The sequence below is a fragment of the Mesorhizobium sp. M0166 genome, assembly GCF_040322255.1.
GTDB lineage: Bacteria > Pseudomonadota > Alphaproteobacteria > Rhizobiales > Rhizobiaceae > Mesorhizobium.
In genome coordinates this window covers 111,856-129,407 of sequence record NZ_JAMYTD010000018.1, presented here as the reverse complement: position 1 = coordinate 129,407, position 17,552 = coordinate 111,856, and the positions used below count along the sequence as shown (strand labels likewise).

At 61.4% G+C, this 17,552-nt stretch carries 18 protein-coding genes and 1 pseudogene; 15 read left to right on the top strand and 4 right to left on the bottom strand.

Translation table 11 applies throughout. From position 1 onward, the window contains the following. Window positions 1–278: 278 nt before the first annotated feature. Complete coding sequence (locus NKJ46_RS20365) at window positions 279–1,100, bottom strand: SDR family oxidoreductase (protein ID WP_352666866.1); 822 nt, start codon at window positions 1,098–1,100, stop codon at window positions 279–281. Window positions 1,101–1,315: 215 nt separating this feature from the next. Here NKJ46_RS20365 and NKJ46_RS20360 point away from each other — a divergent pair, with 215 nt between their 5' ends. The 6 genes from NKJ46_RS20360 to NKJ46_RS20335 all read left to right on the top strand — a co-directional run bounded on the left by NKJ46_RS20360 (window position 1,316) and on the right by NKJ46_RS20335 (window position 6,045). After that, window positions 1,316–2,350 carry a cysteine synthase A gene (locus NKJ46_RS20360; protein ID WP_352666863.1) on the top strand — a complete coding sequence of 345 codons (1,035 nt, stop codon included), beginning with the start codon at window positions 1,316–1,318 and terminating at the stop codon, window positions 2,348–2,350. Further along, entirely contained in the window at window positions 2,350–3,093 is a 744-nt protein-coding gene (locus tag NKJ46_RS20355) for an alanyl-tRNA editing protein (RefSeq protein WP_352666861.1), read from the top strand. The genes NKJ46_RS20360 and NKJ46_RS20355 overlap by 1 nt, the downstream gene beginning before the upstream one ends. Before the next feature lie 35 nt (window positions 3,094–3,128). Continuing rightward, window positions 3,129–3,980 (top strand): 3-mercaptopyruvate sulfurtransferase, encoded by an 852-nt coding sequence (sseA, locus tag NKJ46_RS20350; RefSeq protein ID WP_352666859.1) that lies wholly within the window; start codon window positions 3,129–3,131, stop codon window positions 3,978–3,980. A gap of 5 nt (window positions 3,981–3,985) precedes the next feature. Then, on the top strand, window positions 3,986–4,549 hold the full coding sequence (locus NKJ46_RS20345) for a GNAT family N-acetyltransferase (protein WP_352448953.1): 564 nt from the start codon (window positions 3,986–3,988) through the stop codon (window positions 4,547–4,549). A 145-nt stretch (window positions 4,550–4,694) separates the two neighbouring features. Then, on the top strand, window positions 4,695–5,501 hold the full coding sequence (dapB, locus tag NKJ46_RS20340; RefSeq protein WP_352666856.1) for a 4-hydroxy-tetrahydrodipicolinate reductase: 807 nt from the start codon (window positions 4,695–4,697) through the stop codon (window positions 5,499–5,501). A 76-nt stretch (window positions 5,502–5,577) separates the two neighbouring features. After that, window positions 5,578–6,045 (top strand): DUF1203 domain-containing protein, encoded by a 468-nt coding sequence (locus NKJ46_RS20335; RefSeq protein WP_352666854.1) that lies wholly within the window; start codon window positions 5,578–5,580, stop codon window positions 6,043–6,045. A gap of 249 nt (window positions 6,046–6,294) precedes the next feature. Here the strand turns inward: NKJ46_RS20335 and ald are convergent, their stop codons facing one another. Continuing rightward, on the bottom strand, window positions 6,295–7,410 hold the full coding sequence (gene ald, locus NKJ46_RS20330; RefSeq protein WP_352491375.1) for an alanine dehydrogenase: 1,116 nt from the start codon (window positions 7,408–7,410) through the stop codon (window positions 6,295–6,297). Window positions 7,411–7,568: 158 nt separating this feature from the next. Between ald and NKJ46_RS20325 the strand changes: the two genes are divergently transcribed. Next, window positions 7,569–8,042 carry an Lrp/AsnC family transcriptional regulator gene (locus tag NKJ46_RS20325; RefSeq protein WP_023675099.1) on the top strand — a complete coding sequence of 158 codons (474 nt, stop codon included), beginning with the start codon at window positions 7,569–7,571 and terminating at the stop codon, window positions 8,040–8,042. 13 nt (window positions 8,043–8,055) lie between these two features. Here NKJ46_RS20325 and NKJ46_RS20320 read toward each other — a convergent pair whose 3' ends face one another. Next, window positions 8,056–8,712 (bottom strand): 5-formyltetrahydrofolate cyclo-ligase, encoded by a 657-nt coding sequence (locus NKJ46_RS20320; RefSeq protein ID WP_352666851.1) that lies wholly within the window; start codon window positions 8,710–8,712, stop codon window positions 8,056–8,058. 180 nt (window positions 8,713–8,892) lie between these two features. Between NKJ46_RS20320 and NKJ46_RS20315 the strand changes: the two genes are divergently transcribed. Both NKJ46_RS20315 and NKJ46_RS20310 read left to right on the top strand, forming a co-directional pair. Beyond that, the gene (locus NKJ46_RS20315) at window positions 8,893–10,158 is read left to right on the top strand and encodes an NAD(P)/FAD-dependent oxidoreductase (protein ID WP_352666849.1); all 1,266 of its coding nucleotides are present in this window, start codon (window positions 8,893–8,895) and stop codon (window positions 10,156–10,158) included. A 131-nt stretch (window positions 10,159–10,289) separates the two neighbouring features. Beyond that, a complete protein-coding gene (locus NKJ46_RS20310; protein ID WP_352666847.1) occupies window positions 10,290–12,269 on the top strand; it encodes a bifunctional 2',3'-cyclic-nucleotide 2'-phosphodiesterase/3'-nucleotidase in 1,980 nt (659 codons plus the stop codon). 237 nt (window positions 12,270–12,506) lie between these two features. Here the strand turns inward: NKJ46_RS20310 and NKJ46_RS20305 are convergent. Continuing rightward, a pseudogene (locus NKJ46_RS20305) lies at window positions 12,507–12,842 on the bottom strand (glycerophosphodiester phosphodiesterase family protein); the annotation flags it as partial. 22 nt (window positions 12,843–12,864) lie between these two features. On the opposite strand from NKJ46_RS20305, the gene NKJ46_RS20300 reads away from it, so the two are divergent. From NKJ46_RS20300 to eno, 6 genes are all read left to right on the top strand, one after another. Beyond that, window positions 12,865–13,137 (top strand): hypothetical protein, encoded by a 273-nt coding sequence (locus tag NKJ46_RS20300; RefSeq protein ID WP_352666884.1) that lies wholly within the window; start codon window positions 12,865–12,867, stop codon window positions 13,135–13,137. Window positions 13,138–13,240: 103 nt separating this feature from the next. Continuing rightward, window positions 13,241–13,528, top strand: a complete 288-nt coding sequence (locus tag NKJ46_RS20295) for a Dabb family protein (RefSeq protein ID WP_352666844.1) — start codon at window positions 13,241–13,243, stop codon at window positions 13,526–13,528. Between the two features lie 96 nt (window positions 13,529–13,624). Then, a complete protein-coding gene (locus NKJ46_RS20290; protein WP_352666842.1) occupies window positions 13,625–14,512 on the top strand; it encodes a VOC family protein in 888 nt (295 codons plus the stop codon). Next, window positions 14,509–15,360 carry a 3-deoxy-8-phosphooctulonate synthase gene (gene kdsA, locus NKJ46_RS20285; RefSeq protein ID WP_352666840.1) on the top strand — a complete coding sequence of 284 codons (852 nt, stop codon included), beginning with the start codon at window positions 14,509–14,511 and terminating at the stop codon, window positions 15,358–15,360. Before NKJ46_RS20290 ends, kdsA begins: the two co-directional genes overlap by 4 nt. A gap of 122 nt (window positions 15,361–15,482) precedes the next feature. After that, complete coding sequence (locus NKJ46_RS20280) at window positions 15,483–15,848, top strand: PRC-barrel domain-containing protein (protein WP_023675091.1); 366 nt, start codon at window positions 15,483–15,485, stop codon at window positions 15,846–15,848. A gap of 402 nt (window positions 15,849–16,250) precedes the next feature. Beyond that, window positions 16,251–17,525 (top strand): phosphopyruvate hydratase, encoded by a 1,275-nt coding sequence (gene eno, locus NKJ46_RS20275; RefSeq protein ID WP_352666837.1) that lies wholly within the window; start codon window positions 16,251–16,253, stop codon window positions 17,523–17,525. Window positions 17,526–17,552 lie beyond the last annotated feature (27 nt).

The window sequence follows — 17,552 nt, the reverse complement described above, 5'->3', positions numbered from 1 at the left end:
CCGCCGGTGGGGGGCAAGGGGCCGGGCCGGGGGGCGAAAAAATTTTCCCGCGTTGAATGCGGCCAATGGGGGTTTTGTTATACAACTTTTAAAAGGGCCCCCGGCCGGTACCCCGGGGCCCCCCTCTTGCTTGAGGCCTTTGGTTCACTTTACCACCGCCTCGATCCACACGACGATCCGCTACGCGAGGAAAGCCGTGGTCGACGGCGACAGCGCGTCGCCGGCAATGACGTGGCGCCACAGCGACCGCAAACATGATCGTCGCTCCATCCTGGATCCTACTCGACCGGTGGCTTGCGGTCGAAATTCAGCGGCCGCGCATTCCAGCGGGTGACCGTGCTGATCACCCATCGGCAGAACGGCCTCGGCAGCATCCTGAGCAGCTTCAGCGTCCAGCTCAGGCGGCGTGGGAAAGTGACTTCGAAGCCGCCGTATTCGATGCCCTGCGCGATGCGGCGCGAGGCCAGATTGACCGGCATCAAGCCCGGCATCGGCAGGAAGTTCTTTTCGGTCAGCCGCGTGTCGACAAAGCCCGGATTAATCACCTGGATGCGGACGTTCATCTTGTCGAAATCGTATTTCAGCGACTCGGCCAGGATATTGACTGCCGCCTTGGTGCCGCCATAGGCGGCGGTGGTCGGCCAGCCGAAATAGGCGGTGACCGAACCGATCAGTACGACATGGCCGCGCGAGCGTACGCGCATGCGTTCGATGACGGGCACCAGGCCATTGATGATGCCGAAATAATTGACCTCGAAAGACCGACGGAAATTGTGCGCCACAAGATCCTCGCCCGGCGTTGCGATATAGCTTCCAGCGTTGAACACTGCCAACACGATCGGACCGAGATCTTTCTCGATCGCTGCAACCGTCTTCGCCATACGTTTTTCGTCGGTCACGTCGCAAGGATAGGCCGCGACACGGCCCGCCATCTGCGCCGTTTCGACGATGAGCGTATCGATCGGATGATCATCTGGCGCAGTCACCGCGACGACATAGCCCCGAGCGGCAAGATCCTTGGTCAGCGAACGGCCGATACCGCTGCTGCCGCCCGTAATCCAGGCGACGCCATGCTTCGGATTGGCCCGATAGAGTGTCATGCTGCGCCCCGCCGGCTCTTCTTAGCTTGTGCTCTAACGGTGAAGAAATCGAATGAAAAGAGTGCTTTTCGGTACATGGTTGAAATGAATACCGGCCGGGCGCGCCTGGCTGCAGGAATTGCAGTGTGCGAAATGCGACTGGACCAGGCAAATTCTTGCCTTGAAACCGAAGCTTCGGGTTTCTAGGGTTTCGCCGCACCCACAAAGGAATCTCCATGCCCCGTTCTGTGATCGACGTGATCGGCAACACGCCCCTGATCCGCCTCAACAAGGCCTCGGAAGCAACCGGCTGCGAGATCCTGGGGAAGGCCGAATTCATGAATCCCGGGCAGTCGGTAAAGGACCGCGCCGGCCTGTTTATCATCCGCGATGCGGAGCAGCGCGGGCTGCTGCGGCCCGGCGGCGTCATCGTCGAGGGGACGGCTGGAAATACCGGCATCGGATTGACACTGGTTGCCAAGGCGCTCGGCTACCGCACGGTGATCGTCATTCCCGACACCCAGAGCCAGGAGAAGAAGGATACGATCAAACTGCTCGGTGCCGAGCTGATCGAAGTGCCCGCCGTGCCTTACAAGAACCCGAACAACTACGTGAAGCTGTCGGGCCGGCTGGCCGAGCAGATGGCGAAGAGCGAGCCGAACGGCGCGATCTGGGCCAACCAGTTCGACAATGTCGCCAACCGTGACGGCCATATCCGCACCACGGCCGAAGAAATCTGGAACCAGACCGACGGCAAGGTGGATGGTTTCGTGTCGGCGGTCGGTTCCGGCGGCACTCTGGCAGGCGTCGGTTTCGGGCTGAAGGCCAAAAACAACGAGGTCAAGATCGCGCTGGCCGATCCGCTGGGGGCAGCGCTCTATTCCTTCTACACCAGCGGCGAGCTGAAATCCGAGGGCAGTTCGATCACCGAAGGCATCGGGCAGGGGCGGATCACCGCCAACCTCCAAGGCTTTACACCCGATTTTGCCTTCCAGATCCCCGACGAGGACGCGCTGCCGATCGTATTCGACCTGATCCAGGAGGAGGGGCTTTGCGTTGGCGGTTCGACGGGCATCAACATTGCCGGCGCCATTCGCCTGGCGCGCGAGCTAGGCCCCGGCCACACCATCGTGACCATGCTTTGCGACTACGGCACGCGCTACCAGTCGAAGCTGTTCAATCCTGAATTCCTGCGCGAAAAGAAGCTGCCGGTGCCGGGCTGGATGGAGCAACAGAGCACGATTTCGGTACCGTTCGAAAGGGTTGCGTGATGGCGCACAAGACCGAGGCGTTATTTCGTGACGACGCCTATCTGGGGACGGCCGACGCCACCGTCGTCGCAGTCAACGATCGCGGCGGCATCATTCTGGACCGGACGGTGTTTTACGCCACATCGGGCGGGCAGCCAGGCGACACCGGCAGCCTCGAACGCGCCGACGGCACCGGCATAGCGATTGCCGCTACGATCACCGGCGAAACCAAGGACGAGATCATCCATGTGCCGGCGCCGGAGCAGACAGTTCCAAAGGTGGGCGAGCGCCTAAGGCTCGCCATCGACTGGCCGCAGCGGCAGTTGCTGATGCGCATGCATTCTGCCTGCCACCTGCTTACCGTCGTCTGTCCATTCCCGATCACCGGCGCCGCGGTTTCCGAGGACGACAGCCGTATCGATTTCGACATCCCGGACGCCGGCTTTACCAAGGAAGACGTGACGGCCAGACTGATGGAGCTGGTGCGAGCCGACCACCCGATCTTCACCCGGCTCATTTCCGACGAGGAACTGGCATCCAATCCGGGCCTGGTGAAATCCAAGAATGTGCGCCCTCCGGCCGGCACGGGAAAGATCCGATTGGTCTGCATCGGCGAGAACGCTTCGATCGACAGCCAGCCTTGCGGCGGCACCCATGTAAAGAGCACCGGCGAAATCGGCGAGATCCATATCGGCAAGATCGAGAAGAAGGGCCGCGAGAACCGGCGCTTCCGCATTCGCTTTGGTCCTATGCCGCCAGCCTGATATAGGACTGCGACAGGCGGGACAGGAGAGAAAAGATGGCCGACGACAGTCCTTTCACCATCGATGCCGATTGGTTGCAGAAGCGGCTCGGCGAGCCCGGCCTGACGATCGTCGACGCGTCCTGGTATCTGCCGGCGCAAAAGCGTGACGCGCGCGCCGAGTATGACGCAGCGCATATTCCAGGGGCCGGCTTCCTCGACCAGGATGCGGTTTCGGACCCCGACGCGGCTCTGCCGCATACGCTGCCGTCGCCGCAGCATTTCGCGCAATATGTCGGCGCGATGGGTATTTCGGCCGATGACACGATTGTTGTCTACGACGGGCCAGGGTTCTTTTCTGCACCGCGCGCCTGGTGGTTGTTTCGCGTCATGGGCGTGTTCCAGGTCTATATACTCGACGGCGGCTTCGATCGTTGGAAAGCCGCCGGACGGCCGGTGACGGCGGAGCCGACGAAGATCGCGCCTTGCGTGTTTTATGCCAACTTCGATGCCGCCCGCGTCGCCAGCCTTGCCGACATGCGCCGGATCGTCGAGACGGGGGAAAGCCAGATCGCCGACGCGCGCTCGCCTGGCCGTTTTGCCGGCACCGAGCCGGAGCCGCGCCCCGGCATCCGCTCCGGCCATATGCCGGGCGCGCACAACGTGCCGTTTTCGGCGCTTTCGGATAACGGCGAATTGTTGCCCAAGGACAGGCTGCGTAAAGTGATCGAGGACGCCGGCATCGACCTGTCGAAGCCGGTCGTCACCTCCTGCGGGTCGGGCGTCACCGCGGCAGCCATCACGCTGGCTTTGGAGACGCTTGGCCATGCCGATAACAGGCTTTATGACGGTTCATGGACCGAATGGGGCGGGCTTTCCGACACGCCCGTCGTGACGGACAAGGACTGACAGTGATGGAAGACGGATCGCTGGAAGACATCGACGTCACCGTGACGTTTCTCGAAATGCATGTGCCGCCTGCCTATTCGCCGCCGCTGCCGTACAACCGCCAGATCGCGCTGCTCAAGACCAAAGACATTCCGCTGCATTTCTACCGCTATTTGATGGATCGGGTGGGCCGCAAATGGCACTGGGTCAATGTGCTGAGGCTGAGCGATGAGGAGCTTGCGGCGGGCATCCACCGCGAGGATCGCGATATCAGGGTGCTTTATCTGGATGGTGCGCCGGCCGGCTTCTTCGATCTCAAGCCGCATTTGCCGGAGGAAGTCGAACTCGCTTATTTCGGAATGATGGAGCACGCGACCGGGCAAGGCATCGGCCGCTGGTTCCTCGGTGCGGCGATCGCCGCAGCCTGGTCGCACGGGCCAAAGCGGGTGACCGTGCAGACCTGCACCCTCGATCACCCAGCGGCACTGCCGCTCTATCAAAAACTCGGCTTTACGCCAGTGGCGCAAAAAAAGGAGGTCGTACATCCAATGTCTTTTGCCGAGCGGGCGGCCAGCGTCATGCGGCCTTGATTTTTTCAGGCCCGTTCATCCAAGCTTCAGCTTGTCGTTGCCACGTCCCAGGGTCTCTGGATCAACACTCAAAGGCGGACCCGACTTGAATGAGCTTGGCTCTTTCCATATCGCTATCGTCTAAAAACCGATGGAGGATCGCACGATGGCAATACGCGTGGTAATGGCCGGCGCGACCGGCTGGGTCGGCAAGGCGCTGGTTCCGGCGATCGGAGCGCAAGGCGACATGGCGCTGGCCGGGGCTGTGTCACGCAGCGGCGCGGGGCAGGATTCCGGCCTGCTGGTTGGCATGCCGGCTAATGGTATCACCGTTTCGGCCACGCTGGCCGAGGCGCTGGAGGCGCCGTCGGACGTGCTGGTCGACTTCACCAAGCCGCATGTCGTGAAAGACCATGTGCTGCTCGCCATCGACAAGGGACGGCACACGGTGATCGGCACGTCGGGACTGGGTGCTGCCGACTATGCCGAGATCGACGCCGCGGCGCGCGCCAAAGGCGTCGGCGTCGTTGCCGCCGGCAACTTTTCCATCACCGCCACGCTGATGAAGCGGTTTGCACTTATGGCGGCAAAATACGTGCCGGATGTCGAGGTCATCGATTATGCCAGTGCAAAGAAGCCCGACGCGCCCTCCGGTACCGCACGGGAGCTTGCTGAGGCGCTGGCCGACATCCGCAAGGCCTCAACGGCAAAGCCGGTCTCCGAGGTCTCTGGCGTGCCCGCTACACGCGGTGGTGCGGTCGGCGCAGGCGAGGGGGTGCAAGTGCACGCGCTTCGCCTGCCGTCCTACATCCTGTCCTGCGAGGCGCTGTTCGGCCTGCCAGACGAGCGGCTGACCATCCGCCACGACGCTGGTTCGTCCGCGGCGCCTTATGTGGCGGGCACGCTGCTCGCCATCAGACGGGTACAGCAGATCAAAGGTCTGGTTCGTGGTCTCGACGCGCTGATGGATTGATCCGTTTCGGCAGGAATCGGGTGGGAAGCTCTGCATGGGAGGCATAATCTCCAGTCGAAACACCGGAGATTATGCCATGACGCTAAAATTCAAAGCCTTGCCAACCGATGCCGTCCGGGCACTTCAGCGCGGCGGGGCGGATGCTTATGGCCTTAAGCCAGAGCGGCAGATTTCGGACGGCGACGGCGTGCCTTGCCGTCACTGCCTGAAGAACGTTGCTACAGGAGAGGCCTATCTTGTTCTGGCGTATCGGCCTTTTCCGGAGCTGCAGCCTTATGCCGAAACCGGGCCGATCTTTCTTCATGCTGAAGAATGCGAACGCGCTGTCGAGGTTGAGTTGCTTCCCGAAATGCTCGAAAGCAGCGATTACATCGTGCGCGGTTATGGCAAGGACGACCGCATCGTTTACGGCAGCGGCGGCGTAATTCCGACCGACGCCATTGCCGCACGGGCAGAGACGTTGTTCGAACGCGACGACATCGCTTACGTCCACATCCGCTCGGCGCGCAACAATTGCTATCAGTGCCGGATCGACCGCGGGTAACCGGACAGGCTGCACCGGCTTGGGGCTGTCGTACTCCCGTCGCATACCGGCGGTAGAAAGAGACTGTCGATCGATTTGCCGACCGCGGATGAACCGGCGGGAATTTTCGACAACCGAGGAAGCGGGGCTTTGGCTCCGCTTTTTTGTTGTCCGGTCATTCCGCGCGCCTCGACACTTTTCAGTTTTTCGACATAAGAAAAAACCCGTCGGACGAATCCGACGGGCACTGGAGAGGCAGATTCGGACAGCTCAGGCGGCGAGAACGGCCTTCGGCTCGACCAGCTCGTAACCGAGCGCTTCGGCCACTGCGCGATTCGTGATCTTGCCCTTGTGGACGTTCAGCCCGTTGCGCAGATGGTGGTCGTCTACCAGCGCCTTGAGGCCCTTGTCGGCGAGCTGCAGGCCATAATGCAGCGTCGCATTGTTGAGCGCGTGGGCCGAGGTGACCGGCACCGCACCCGGCATGTTGGCGACGCAATAGTGGATGACGCCGTCAACCTCATAGGTCGGCTCGGCATGGGTCGTGGCGTGCGAGGTCTCGAAACAGCCGCCCTGGTCGATGGCGACGTCGACCAGCACGGCGCCTTTCTTCATGCCCGACAGCATTTCGCGCGTCACCAGCTTGGGTGCTGCTGCCCCCGGGATCAGCACGGCGCCGACGACGATGTCAGCCGAAAAACATTCTTCCTCCAGCGCCTCGACGGTCGAGTAGCGGGTGTGGACGCGGCCGCCAAAGATGTCGTCGAGCTGACGCAGGCGCGGGATCGAGCGGTCGATGATAGTGACGTCGGCGCCAAGGCCGGCCGCCATCCGTGCGGCATGCAGGCCGACGACGCCGCCGCCGAGCACAGTGACCTTGCCGGGCAGCACGCCGGGCACGCCGCCAAGTAGCACACCGCGGCCACCATTGGCCTTTTGCAGCGCCGTGGCGCCCGCCTGGATCGACAGGCGGCCGGCGACTTCCGACATCGGTGCTAGGAGCGGCAGGCCGCCGCGCTCGTCGGTGACGGTCTCGTAAGCTATTGCGGTCACGCCGGAGGCCAGCAGGCCCTTGGTCTGCTCCGGATCCGGAGCAAGATGCAGATAGGTATAGAGGATCTGGCCGTCGCGGAGCTGAACCCATTCGTTGGGCTGCGGCTCCTTGACCTTCACGATCATGTCCGACTTGGCAAACACGTCGGCGGCCGTCTTGGCAATCGTGGCGCCGGCGGCACGATACGCGTTGTCGTCGGCGCCGATGCCGGCGCCCGCGCCGGTCTCGACCAGCACTTCATGGCCATGCGCGACATATTCGCGGACCGAACCGGGTGTCAGGCCGACGCGGTATTCATGGTTCTTGATTTCCCGGGGGCAACCGACGCGCATTTTTTTCTCCTGATCCGCCCCCTTTTTGGGGCTGTTCCCTGTCTAGAGATAGTGAACCACGAATCGCTCGGTAGGTGTTTGCGAATGCGCTTGCCTGAGAGGCCACTGTTCGATAATCGTTGCGCAAAACATTAGAATTGTCGCAGGAACCCGCAAAAATGCCGCTCGACAGGATTGATATCGCCATTCTCGAGACATTGCAGAAAGACGGGCGGATACCGAACGCAGCGCTCGCCGAGAAGGTTGGCCTGTCGCAGTCGGCCTGTTCGCGGCGACTGGACAATCTGGAAAAATCCGGAACCATCCGCGGCTATCATGCCCGGCTTTCCAATGCTGCACTTGGGCACCAGATGACGGCGATCGTGCATATATCGCTGTCCGGGCAATTCGAGAAGACGTTGTCGGATTTCGAGGCGGCGATAAAGCGCTGCCCGAACGTCCTGTCCTGCCATTTGATGTCGGGCGAATATGACTACATCCTGCGCATCGCGGCAAAGGATCTCGTCGACTACGAACGTATCCACAAGGAGTGGCTGTCGGCAATGCCGCATGTGACGAAGATCAATTCGTCTTTTGCCTTGCGCGAAATCGTCGATCGCACGGCCGTGGGAATGAAGCCTGAACTCGCCTAGGCCCCGAACTCGCCTAGGTGTTGAATGCCTCGGTCACCACACGGTCCATCGGAATGTCGTGCGGCTGCGGGTAGATGGTGGCGATCCGCTGCACTTCGTAGCCGACGCCGATGACCAGCGGTTTGAAGGGCATAGCCGCAAGCGTGCGATCGAAGAAACCGCCGCCATAACCCAGGCGAAACTGCCCGGGATCGATGCCGACAATCGGCGAAATGACGATGTCAGGCAGCACCGGATCGCCCTCGGCCGGTATCGGGATATTCCAGACGCCCTTCTCCAGCCGGTCTCCGTGGGTATAGGCGCGAAAGACAAGCGGCCGGTCTTTCTCCACGACGACGGGCAACGCCGTGCGCCCGCCCCGCGCGTTAACGGTTTCCATCCACGGGCGCAGGTCCGGCTCGCCGCGAAACGGCCAATAGAGGCTGACCATGCGGCCGGCGACGTCGCCGATCACCGCGTCGAGCCCTTCGGCAATGCGCTGCGACATGGCTGCGCGCGTGTCGGCTGAAACGGCAAGGCGGGATGCGATCAACCGCTCGCGCTCGGCCTTGCGCCAGCGCTTTACGTCGGTCCAGTCGGATAGCGGCGCTTGGAACTCCGGGTCGAGCTCGTGCATAAAACAAGGCGGCGAGGCGTACTGCGCTGAGCCTTCGTCTTCATCCCTAGCCATGCTTCACCTGCAATATACAGTTCCAACCAAGTCGTATCCTGGACGTAGGCTATATCCGGGAATGAGCCTGCAGCATGCGTATTCACGACATCAAGAGACGAGTCCCAGGCAGTTGCAGCGCAGCCATTGCTGCACTGCACAACGATACTTACATCAGTCTTGGCGAGAGGGATGAGTGAGATGAACACAGCCAACCATCACGTCGTCGTCGTAGGTGCCGGTTTCGGCGGCCTCGAGTTCACCCGCGCACTTGCCGGCGCACCGGTGCGCATCACCATGATCGACAGGCGCAATCATCACCTTTTTCAGCCGCTGCTCTACCAGGTGGCGACGACGGCGCTGGCCACCTCCGAAGTGGCCTGGCCGATCCGCCATCTCCTGCGCAGGCGCAATGATGTGACGACGCTGCTTGCGACTGTGACTGGCATCGACCGCACCGGCAAGCGGGTGCTGCTGCAGGACGGCGGCACGGTCGCTTACGACACGCTGGTGCTGGCCACCGGCGCGCGGCACGCCTATTTCGGCCATGACGAATGGGAGCCATTCGCCCCGGGCCTGAAGACGCTGGAGGACGCCACCACCATTCGACGGCGTATTCTTTTGGCTTTCGAGGAGGCCGAGCGGGAAACCGATCCCGCCAAGCGCCAGGCATTGCTGACGCTGGCGATCGTCGGCGGCGGGCCGACCGGCGTGGAACTGGCCGGCACCATTGCCGAACTGGCACACGACACCCTGCGCGGCGAGTTCCGCAACATCGACACGCGGCAGACGCGTGTGGTGCTGATTGAGGCCGGCGAACGCATCCTTGCCAATTTCGCGCCGGAACTCTCCGATTATGCCACGAAGGCGCTCGAGCGGCTCGGCGTGACCGTCGAACTCGGCAGGGCGGTTACGCGCTGCGATGCCGAGGGTGTCGTCTTCGGCGACACACATTTGCCGGCCAGGACAATCCTGTGGGCGGCGGGCGTCGCCGCTTCGCCGGCCGCCGAATGGCTCGGCGCGGCAGCGGACCGCGCGGGCAGGGTGCTTGTCGAACCCGACCTGAGTGTGCCGGGAAACCCGGAGATTTTCGTCATCGGTGACGCAGCGCACGTCCTGCGGCCGGATGGCCGGCTGGTGCCGGGCGTCGCGCCCGCCGCCAAGCAACAGGGACGGCACGTCGCCGCGACGATCAGGGCAAGGCTTGCCGGTGACGCGACACCGCGTCCTTTCAGCTACAGGCATGACGGCGATTTGGCGACGATAGGCAAACGCGCGGCGGCCATCGATTTCGGCTGGATCAAGCTTACCGGCCGGCTTGCCTGGTGGTTATGGGGCTTGGCGCATATCTACTTCCTGATCGGCTTTCGTAACCGGCTTGCGGTTTCCCTGAGCTGGCTATGGATCTACTTCACCGGTCAGCGCAGCGCTCGGCTGATCACCCAGGGTGACGACGATAAGGGCTGATTGTTCGCTGCCGGACATTCATCGGCGCGTCACCTCCTCTTGATGGAATCGGCTTCTGGACTCGGCTGGATTTCGGCGCGAAGCTTTGCTTCGGGCAGGACCTGTCACGTCGTGGAAGAAAGAGAAAACGAATGTCCCAATTGCGCCACCTCGTCTCACGCCGCGATTTCCTCGCCGGCGTCGCCGCCAGCGGAGCGCTGATCATGCTACACCCGTTCTCCGCCCGGGCTCAAGCCAATCAGGCGCATCTTAGGATTATGGAGACGACCGACATCCACGTGAACGTGCTGCCTTACGACTACTACGCCGACAAAGCCAACGACACGATGGGGCTGTCGCGAACGGCATCATTGATTGAAGCCGTGCGCAAGGAAGCAACCAACGCGATGCTGATCGATAATGGCGACCTTCTGCAAGGCAACCCGATGGGCGACTACATCGCCTACGAGAGGGGGATGAAGGATGGCGATCTGCATCCGGTCATGAAGGGCATGAACCTGCTCGGCTACGAATGCTCGACGCTCGGCAACCACGAGTTCAACTACGGCCTGTCGTTCATGGACAAGGTGCTGGCCGGTGCTAATTTCCCGTTCGTCTGCGCGAATTTGATCCGCGGCACGGAGCTTGCCGCGAACCCGCGCGACGACAAGCTCTATCTCAAGCCTTACGTCATCCTCGACAGGAAGATCAAGGACGGATCGGGCGCCGAGCAGCCTATCAGGATCGGCATCATCGGCTTCGTGCCGCCGCAGATCATGGTCTGGGACCTGAAAAATCTCGAAGGCAGCGTCAAGACGCGCGACATCGTCGAGGCGGCCAAAGCGTGGGTGCCGCAGATGAAGGAAGAAGGCGCCGACATCGTCATTGCACTCTCCCATTCAGGCATCGACGTGAAGCAAAGCGACATGATGGAGAATGCCTCCTTCTTCGTTGCCGGTGTCGAAGGTATCGATGCGGTGTTTACCGGTCACCAGCATCTGGTCTTCCCTGGCAAGAAGGACTTTCAGTCGCTGGACGCCGTCGATCCGGCGAAAGGCACGTTGCAAGGCAAGCCCGCCGTCATGGCCGGCTTCTGGGGCTCGCATATGGGGCTGATCGATCTGTTGCTGGAGCGCGACGGATCGACGTGGAAAATCGTCTCGGCGACCTCTGAGGCCAGGCCTATCTTTGAGCGAGTCGACAAGACGAACAAGCCGACCGTCGCGGACGACCAGCGCATCGTCGACGGGCTCAAACAGGACCACGAGGCGACGCTTGCCTATGTGCGCCGGCCGGTCGGCAAAACCTCGGCGCCGCTCTATTCCTATTTTGCCCTGGTCGCTGACGATCCGTCGGTGCAGATCGTCAGCCAGGCGCAGACTTGGTACTTGAAGGACATCCTGAAGAACACCGAGTGGAAGGATATGCCGCTGCTGTCGGCGGCGGCACCGTTCAAGGCGGGCGGGCGCAACGGCGCCGACTATTACACCGACGTATCGGTGGGCGATATCGCCATCAAGAACGTCGCCGACCTCTACCTCTATCCAAACACGGTGCGCGCCGTCGAAATCACGGGAGCAGAGGTGAAGGAATGGCTGGAAATGTCGGCCGGCATCTTCAACCGGATCGAACCGGGAAAAGCCGACCAGGCGCTCATCAACACTGACTTCCCATCCTATAATTTCGACGTAATCGACGGGGTCACTTACAAGATCGATCTGTCGCAGCCACCGAAATATGATTCGAAGGGCGGGCTGGTTAACGCCGGCTCGAACCGCATCATTGACTTGATGTTCAACGGCAAACCAATTGATCCAAAACGGAAATTCGTCGTCGCCACCAACAACTACCGGGCCGGCGGCGGCGGCAATTTCCCGGAGATCAATGCCTCGAAAATCATCTACGAAGCGCCCGACACCAACCGCGACGTGATCGTGCGCTATATCGTCAGCAAAGGCACCATCAACCCGTCGGCGGACGCCAACTGGTCGTTTGCGCCACTACCGGGAACCAGCGTCGTATTCGAGACCGGCGCCAAGGCGAAGGATTTCATTGCGCAAGTGAAGTCGCTGAAGATCGAGCCGGCGGGCGAGGGCGAAGCAGGCTTTGCAAAATACCGCATCACTCTTTGAGGATTTGAGCGTCGGCTCGAAACTGTCTCAGCGCTAAGATACTGTCCCGATATGGCCAATCCATTTGAGACAGGTGCCTCTTCAAACAGGTGGTCCGAAACGCCGCTTGACGGCAGGCATGACCAGATCCAGCGCGTCTGTCGAAATCCCACCGGAATAATCGTCCGGCAGTTGGTCGATCGAGGCGGGGTCGTCGAGGCCTTGTGAAAAGCCGCCGCCGGAATAGGGACCGAGCAGGTTGGTACGACAATCCAGCGTCCAATCGTGGAAGACGGCGAACTTGCCGTCCGTAGTGGGATGGACATCGAGTTCGAGCGCATCCGCACCGAGCGCGAAAGCGGCTTCCATCGACGGTATCGTGTTTTCGAGGAAGGAATGGCGCGGCGTCAGCATGCGAGCGGCCGTGCATGTTTCCGATCCGAGGTTCGTACGGTCGAAATCCTGAGCCAGGCCGCGATGGGCAAGCACCGAAGGGGTGCCGGCCGGCCGGCTCGACAGCAGTGAGGTGTTGTTGAGCCAGACGCCGCCTGCAGAAACAAGAATTGCAACGAGGGAGATCGTTCGTTTGCGCATGGGATGATTCCCATTGACCGTCATGGCCGCATCCTGCGTCGCGATCGGACTTTTTGACGGCGGCAGAGCAGATCAAAAGGCGGCTAAGATTCCCGTGGAGGGTCCCCAGCAGCGTTGGAATCGCTATGGTTGCAACCGTCCATATGCGCTAGTTTCAGTCATGCGTTATGTCATCGTCATCACGACTGTCACCTTTTTCCTGATCTGGGACGGCATTTACAACCAAGGCCGCTACCTCGACAGGACGGTCAGGGAGGTGACCCGCATCGTGCACTATGTAACCAGCATGGTGTAGTTTCTCTTCGTTGCTACGGTTCGCAGACGCGACAAACCTGCCGATTGACGGCACGCTGCCGCTGACACAAAAGAACGCCGGTCCAACGGTCGAGGAGGCTGGGTTGATCCGGCATATCGTTTTCTTCAGCGCACGGCATAAAGCGGATGTCGAGGTAGTGCGCACGGGCCTCCTGGCGCTTGGCAAGATACCTCATTCGCGTCATTTCGAGGTAACGCTCAACACCAAGGTCGACCCGCTTTCGGATGAGATCGATGTGGTCGTCTATGCCGAGTTCGAGGACGAAGCGGCGCTCGCCGCCTACAAGGCGCATCCGCTCTATGCAGAGACAACCAGCCGGGTCAAACCTCTGCGCGAATTGCGTTATTCGGCCGACATCGTTGCAAGTTGACGAGCCGCCGTCCCCTACGGGCTGAGGTGGTCTTGCCGCTGAGGCGTCAGCCAAGCCCTTGAACCATTGTCAGGAATGAGGCACATCGCGCGGGACATGACCGAGAACACCCCCGCAAGGCCTCGTCCGCTCGATCACCTGGTGCTGCCGACAGCGAGCCTCGATGTTGCGCGGGCGCGCTTGACCTCGCTCGGCTTTACCGTTGCGCCGACAGGTATCCACCCTTTCGGAACGGAAAACTGCTGTGTCTTTCTCACCGACGGTACCTATCTCGAGCCGCTCGCGGTCGCTGACCGGCAGGCCGTGGCAACGGCGATCGCGAACCGCAATGTCTTTGTCGCGCGTGATCGCGCGTATCGCGAAGAAAACGGCGATGAAGGATTTTCTGCCGTGGCGCTGGGCACCGAAAGCGCCGCCGCGGACCACGCGCGCTACATGGAAGCCGGTCTGTCGGCGGGAGACGCGCTAAGCTTTTCGCGCGCCTTCACCGATGCGGCGGGAAAGAGCGACACCGCATCGTTCAAACTGGCCTTCGCGGCTACAGGCAAGACAACGGACGCTTTTCTCTTCGCCTGCGAGCGGATCAATGCGCCGAACCTCGACCGCACTGCGTTGCAGGCCCACGCTAATAGCGCAACCGGCATTGTCGAAGTCGTGGCAGTCAGTGGCGAACCTTTCGAACAACGCAATGTGATTTTGATCGCAGCCAGAATCGAGGCTCAGGGCGGCGGCACTGTCTATGAGCTGCCGAATGCCGTCGTGACCGTTCTGGATCCTGCAGCCTATTCGGCACGCTTCGGCATTCCTGCCGGCGCACCATCTGAACTCCGCTTTGCTGGGATCGTCTTTTCGATTAGGCACGGCGATGCCGTCGCCAAGCTGCTTGCAGCCAATTCCGTCGAACATCACATGCGCGGCGGTGATATCATCGTGCCGCCGGCGCCAGGGCAGGGCGCAGCCTTCATTTTCCGGGAGATCGCATGAACAAGCTCAATCCACTGATGCCGAACTCTTCCGTTGCGGTCGGCAAGGTCATTTTCGGCAACAGCGCGCCCCTGTCGCTGATCGCCGGTCCATGCCAGCTGGAATCGCGGCAGCACGCTTTCGACATGGCCGGTGCGCTAAAGGAACTGACCGAAAGGCTCGGCATTGGGCTCGTCTACAAGACCAGTTACGACAAGGCCAATCGCACCTCGCTTGGCGGCACGCGCGGTGCGGGACTTGAAGCGGCAATGCCGATCTTCGACGATTTGCGCAAGAATTTTTCGCTGCCGATCCTGACTGACGTCCATACCGAGGAACAATGCGCGATCGTCGCGCCGCATGTTGATATCCTGCAGATTCCTGCCTTCCTTAGCCGGCAGACCGATTTGCTGATTGCTGCGGCAAGAACCGGCAAGGTGGTCAATGTGAAGAAGGGGCAATTCCTCGCGCCGTGGGACATGAAGAACGTCGTCGCCAAGATCATCGGCTCCGGCAACGCCAATGTCTTGGTCACCGAGCGCGGCGCATCCTTTGGTTACAACACCCTGGTGTCCGACATGCGGGCGCTGCCGATCATAGCCGAGATCGGCGCGCCGGTGATTTTCGATGCCACCCATTCCGTGCAGCAGCCGGGTGGGCAGGGCGGTTCGTCTGGAGGTGACCGGCGCTTTGTCGAGACGCTGGCGCGCGCGGCCGTCGCGGTTGGCGTCGCCGGCGTCTTCATCGAGACGCACCAGGACCCCGACAACGCGCCTTCCGACGGTCCCAACATGGTGCCGCTGAAGGATCTTCCCGCATTGCTTGAACGGCTGATGGCGTTCGATCGCATTGCCAAAAGCGTGGGTTGAACCAGCAGTTGCGCCACAGCAGCGCGGCCAAGAAAACTTTGAAGAATTTCGAACCCGCCTGGAACCTTAGCCCGCGGCCCTCATTGTCAAAATCTAATGTCAACGACGACGAGGAGCACACCATGACGACCCAGACGGGACACACCGAAGCCATCGCCGCTTCGCGGGTTATCGGCACATCGGTCTACAATACGGAAGGCACTCATATCGGCGACATCGAGGACGTCATGCTCGACAAATTGTCGAACGGAATCATGTTTGCCGTGATCGGTTTTGGCGGATTTCTCGGAATCGGCGAGAAATACCATGCCATTCCGTGGGCGAGCCTTGACTATGATGAGAACAAGGGCGGCTATGTCGTGCCGTTCACCAAAGACCAGCTGATGGCCGCTCCTTCCTATTCGATCAACGAGCTGACCGGCGCCGACGGCGAGGCCGCACGTGACGCCTCATACAACTACTACAAGGTCGAGCCTTACTGGCACTGACCTTACTGGCACTGACTAGTCTCCTGGAATCAAAAAGGCCCCCGGGAAAACGGGGGCCTTTCGATGTGGCGGGATGCTACTGCGCAGTCTGCAGGGTCGGCAAAGGCGACGATCCCTGCGGGGGTTGCTGATTGTCGCACGACGTCAGGAACGCAGCCGCGATCAGGAACAAACTCACAATACCGCTCAACTGGGACATGGCGAAACTCCTCCTGTTTCGCCCCGCGCGACAACAGCCATAAACCAGAAACCGGCATGCCGCGTATGACAAATGATGACAGCGCTTCGTGCTTCGTGAATCCCGTAGCGCGCGGGCAATATTTGCAAGTGCCCCGATTGCGTTTTGCGGCACTTTGGCTAAGAGGTGCGCGACGCTTCAATCGATCAATCGGGGACATCGCAATGACGGCCATCATCGACATTGTCGGGCGTGAAATCCTGGACAGCCGCGGAAATCCGACCGTCGAGGTCGACGTCGTGCTCGAAGACGGCTCGATGGGTCGCGCCGCGGTGCCGTCCGGTGCCTCGACCGGCGCGCATGAGGCGGTCGAACTGCGCGATGGCGGCCCCCGCTATCTCGGCAAGGGCGTGCTGACAGCGGTCGAGGCGGTGAACGGCGAGCTGTTCGAGGCGATCGGCGGCATGGAGGCAGAGAATCAGATCCATATCGATCAGACCATGATCGAACTCGATGGTACGCCCAACAAGAGCCGGCTCGGCGCCAATGCCATCCTCGGCGTGTCGCTGGCGGTGGCCAAGGCCGCGGCCGAAGCGGCCGACCTGCCGCTCTACCGTTATGTCGGCGGCACCAAGGCCCATGTGCTGCCGGTGCCTATGATGAACATCATCAATGGCGGCGCGCATGCCGACAACCCGATCGATTTCCAGGAATTCATGATCCTGCCGATCGGCGCGCCGACGCTGCGCGACGGCGTGCGCTGGGGCTCGGAGATCTTTCATACGCTGCGAAAGAAGCTGAAGGACGCCGGCCACAACACTAATGTCGGGGACGAGGGCGGCTTTGCCCCCAACCTGAAGAGCGCGCCGGCCGCGCTCGACTTCATCATGGAATCGATCGAGCAGGCTGGCTTCAAGCCCGGCGAGGAGGTTGCGCTAGGCCTCGACTGCGCGGCGACCGAATTCTTCAAGGATGGCAACTACGTCTATGAAGGCGAGAGGAAAACCCGCGACCCGAAGGCGCAGGCCAGATATCTGGCCAAGCTTGCTGCCGACTACCCGATCATCACCATTGAGGACGGCCTGGCGGAGGATGACTGGGACGGTTGGAAAATACTGACCGATCTCATCGGCAAGCAAACGCAGCTGGTTGGCGACGATCTGTTCGTCACCAACACGGCGCGGCTGCGCGACGGCATCCGCATGGGTGTCGCCAATTCGATCCTGGTCAAGGTCAACCAGATCGGCTCGCTTACCGAAACGCTCGACGCCGTCGAGACCGCGCACAAGGCCGGCTATACCGCGGTGATGTCGCACCGCTCGGGCGAGACCGAGGATTCGACCATCGCCGACCTCGCCGTTGCCACCAATTGCGGGCAGATCAAGACGGGCTCGCTGTCACGCTCGGATCGCATGGCCAAGTACAACCAGCTCATCCGCATCGAGGAGGAGCTCGGCAAGCAGGCGCGATATGCCGGCAAGTCCATCGTGAAAAGCTGATTTTCGAGAGAAAATCCGCGGCGGCGA

Excerpts from the sequence above, each read along its gene's own strand:
- NKJ46_RS20365 (WP_352666866.1), bottom strand. The coding sequence starts at position 1,100 with ATGACACTCTATCGGGCCAATCCGAAGCATGGCGTCGCCTGGATTACG.
- NKJ46_RS20360 (WP_352666863.1), top strand. The coding sequence starts at position 1,316 with ATGCCCCGTTCTGTGATCGACGTGATCGGCAACACGCCCCTGATCCGC.
- NKJ46_RS20355 (WP_352666861.1), top strand. The coding sequence starts at position 2,350 with ATGGCGCACAAGACCGAGGCGTTATTTCGTGACGACGCCTATCTGGGG.
- sseA (WP_352666859.1), top strand. The coding sequence starts at position 3,129 with ATGGCCGACGACAGTCCTTTCACCATCGATGCCGATTGGTTGCAGAAG.
- NKJ46_RS20345 (WP_352448953.1), top strand. The coding sequence starts at position 3,986 with ATGGAAGACGGATCGCTGGAAGACATCGACGTCACCGTGACGTTTCTC.
- dapB (WP_352666856.1), top strand. The coding sequence starts at position 4,695 with ATGGCAATACGCGTGGTAATGGCCGGCGCGACCGGCTGGGTCGGCAAG.
- NKJ46_RS20335 (WP_352666854.1), top strand. The coding sequence starts at position 5,578 with ATGACGCTAAAATTCAAAGCCTTGCCAACCGATGCCGTCCGGGCACTT.
- ald (WP_352491375.1), bottom strand. The coding sequence starts at position 7,410 with ATGCGCGTCGGTTGCCCCCGGGAAATCAAGAACCATGAATACCGCGTC.
- NKJ46_RS20325 (WP_023675099.1), top strand. The coding sequence starts at position 7,569 with ATGCCGCTCGACAGGATTGATATCGCCATTCTCGAGACATTGCAGAAA.
- NKJ46_RS20320 (WP_352666851.1), bottom strand. The coding sequence starts at position 8,712 with ATGGCTAGGGATGAAGACGAAGGCTCAGCGCAGTACGCCTCGCCGCCT.
- NKJ46_RS20315 (WP_352666849.1), top strand. The coding sequence starts at position 8,893 with ATGAACACAGCCAACCATCACGTCGTCGTCGTAGGTGCCGGTTTCGGC.
- NKJ46_RS20310 (WP_352666847.1), top strand. The coding sequence starts at position 10,290 with ATGTCCCAATTGCGCCACCTCGTCTCACGCCGCGATTTCCTCGCCGGC.
- NKJ46_RS20300 (WP_352666884.1), top strand. The coding sequence starts at position 12,865 with ATGGCCGCATCCTGCGTCGCGATCGGACTTTTTGACGGCGGCAGAGCA.
- NKJ46_RS20290 (WP_352666842.1), top strand. The coding sequence starts at position 13,625 with ATGACCGAGAACACCCCCGCAAGGCCTCGTCCGCTCGATCACCTGGTG.
- kdsA (WP_352666840.1), top strand. The coding sequence starts at position 14,509 with ATGAACAAGCTCAATCCACTGATGCCGAACTCTTCCGTTGCGGTCGGC.
- NKJ46_RS20280 (WP_023675091.1), top strand. The coding sequence starts at position 15,483 with ATGACGACCCAGACGGGACACACCGAAGCCATCGCCGCTTCGCGGGTT.
- eno (WP_352666837.1), top strand. The coding sequence starts at position 16,251 with ATGACGGCCATCATCGACATTGTCGGGCGTGAAATCCTGGACAGCCGC.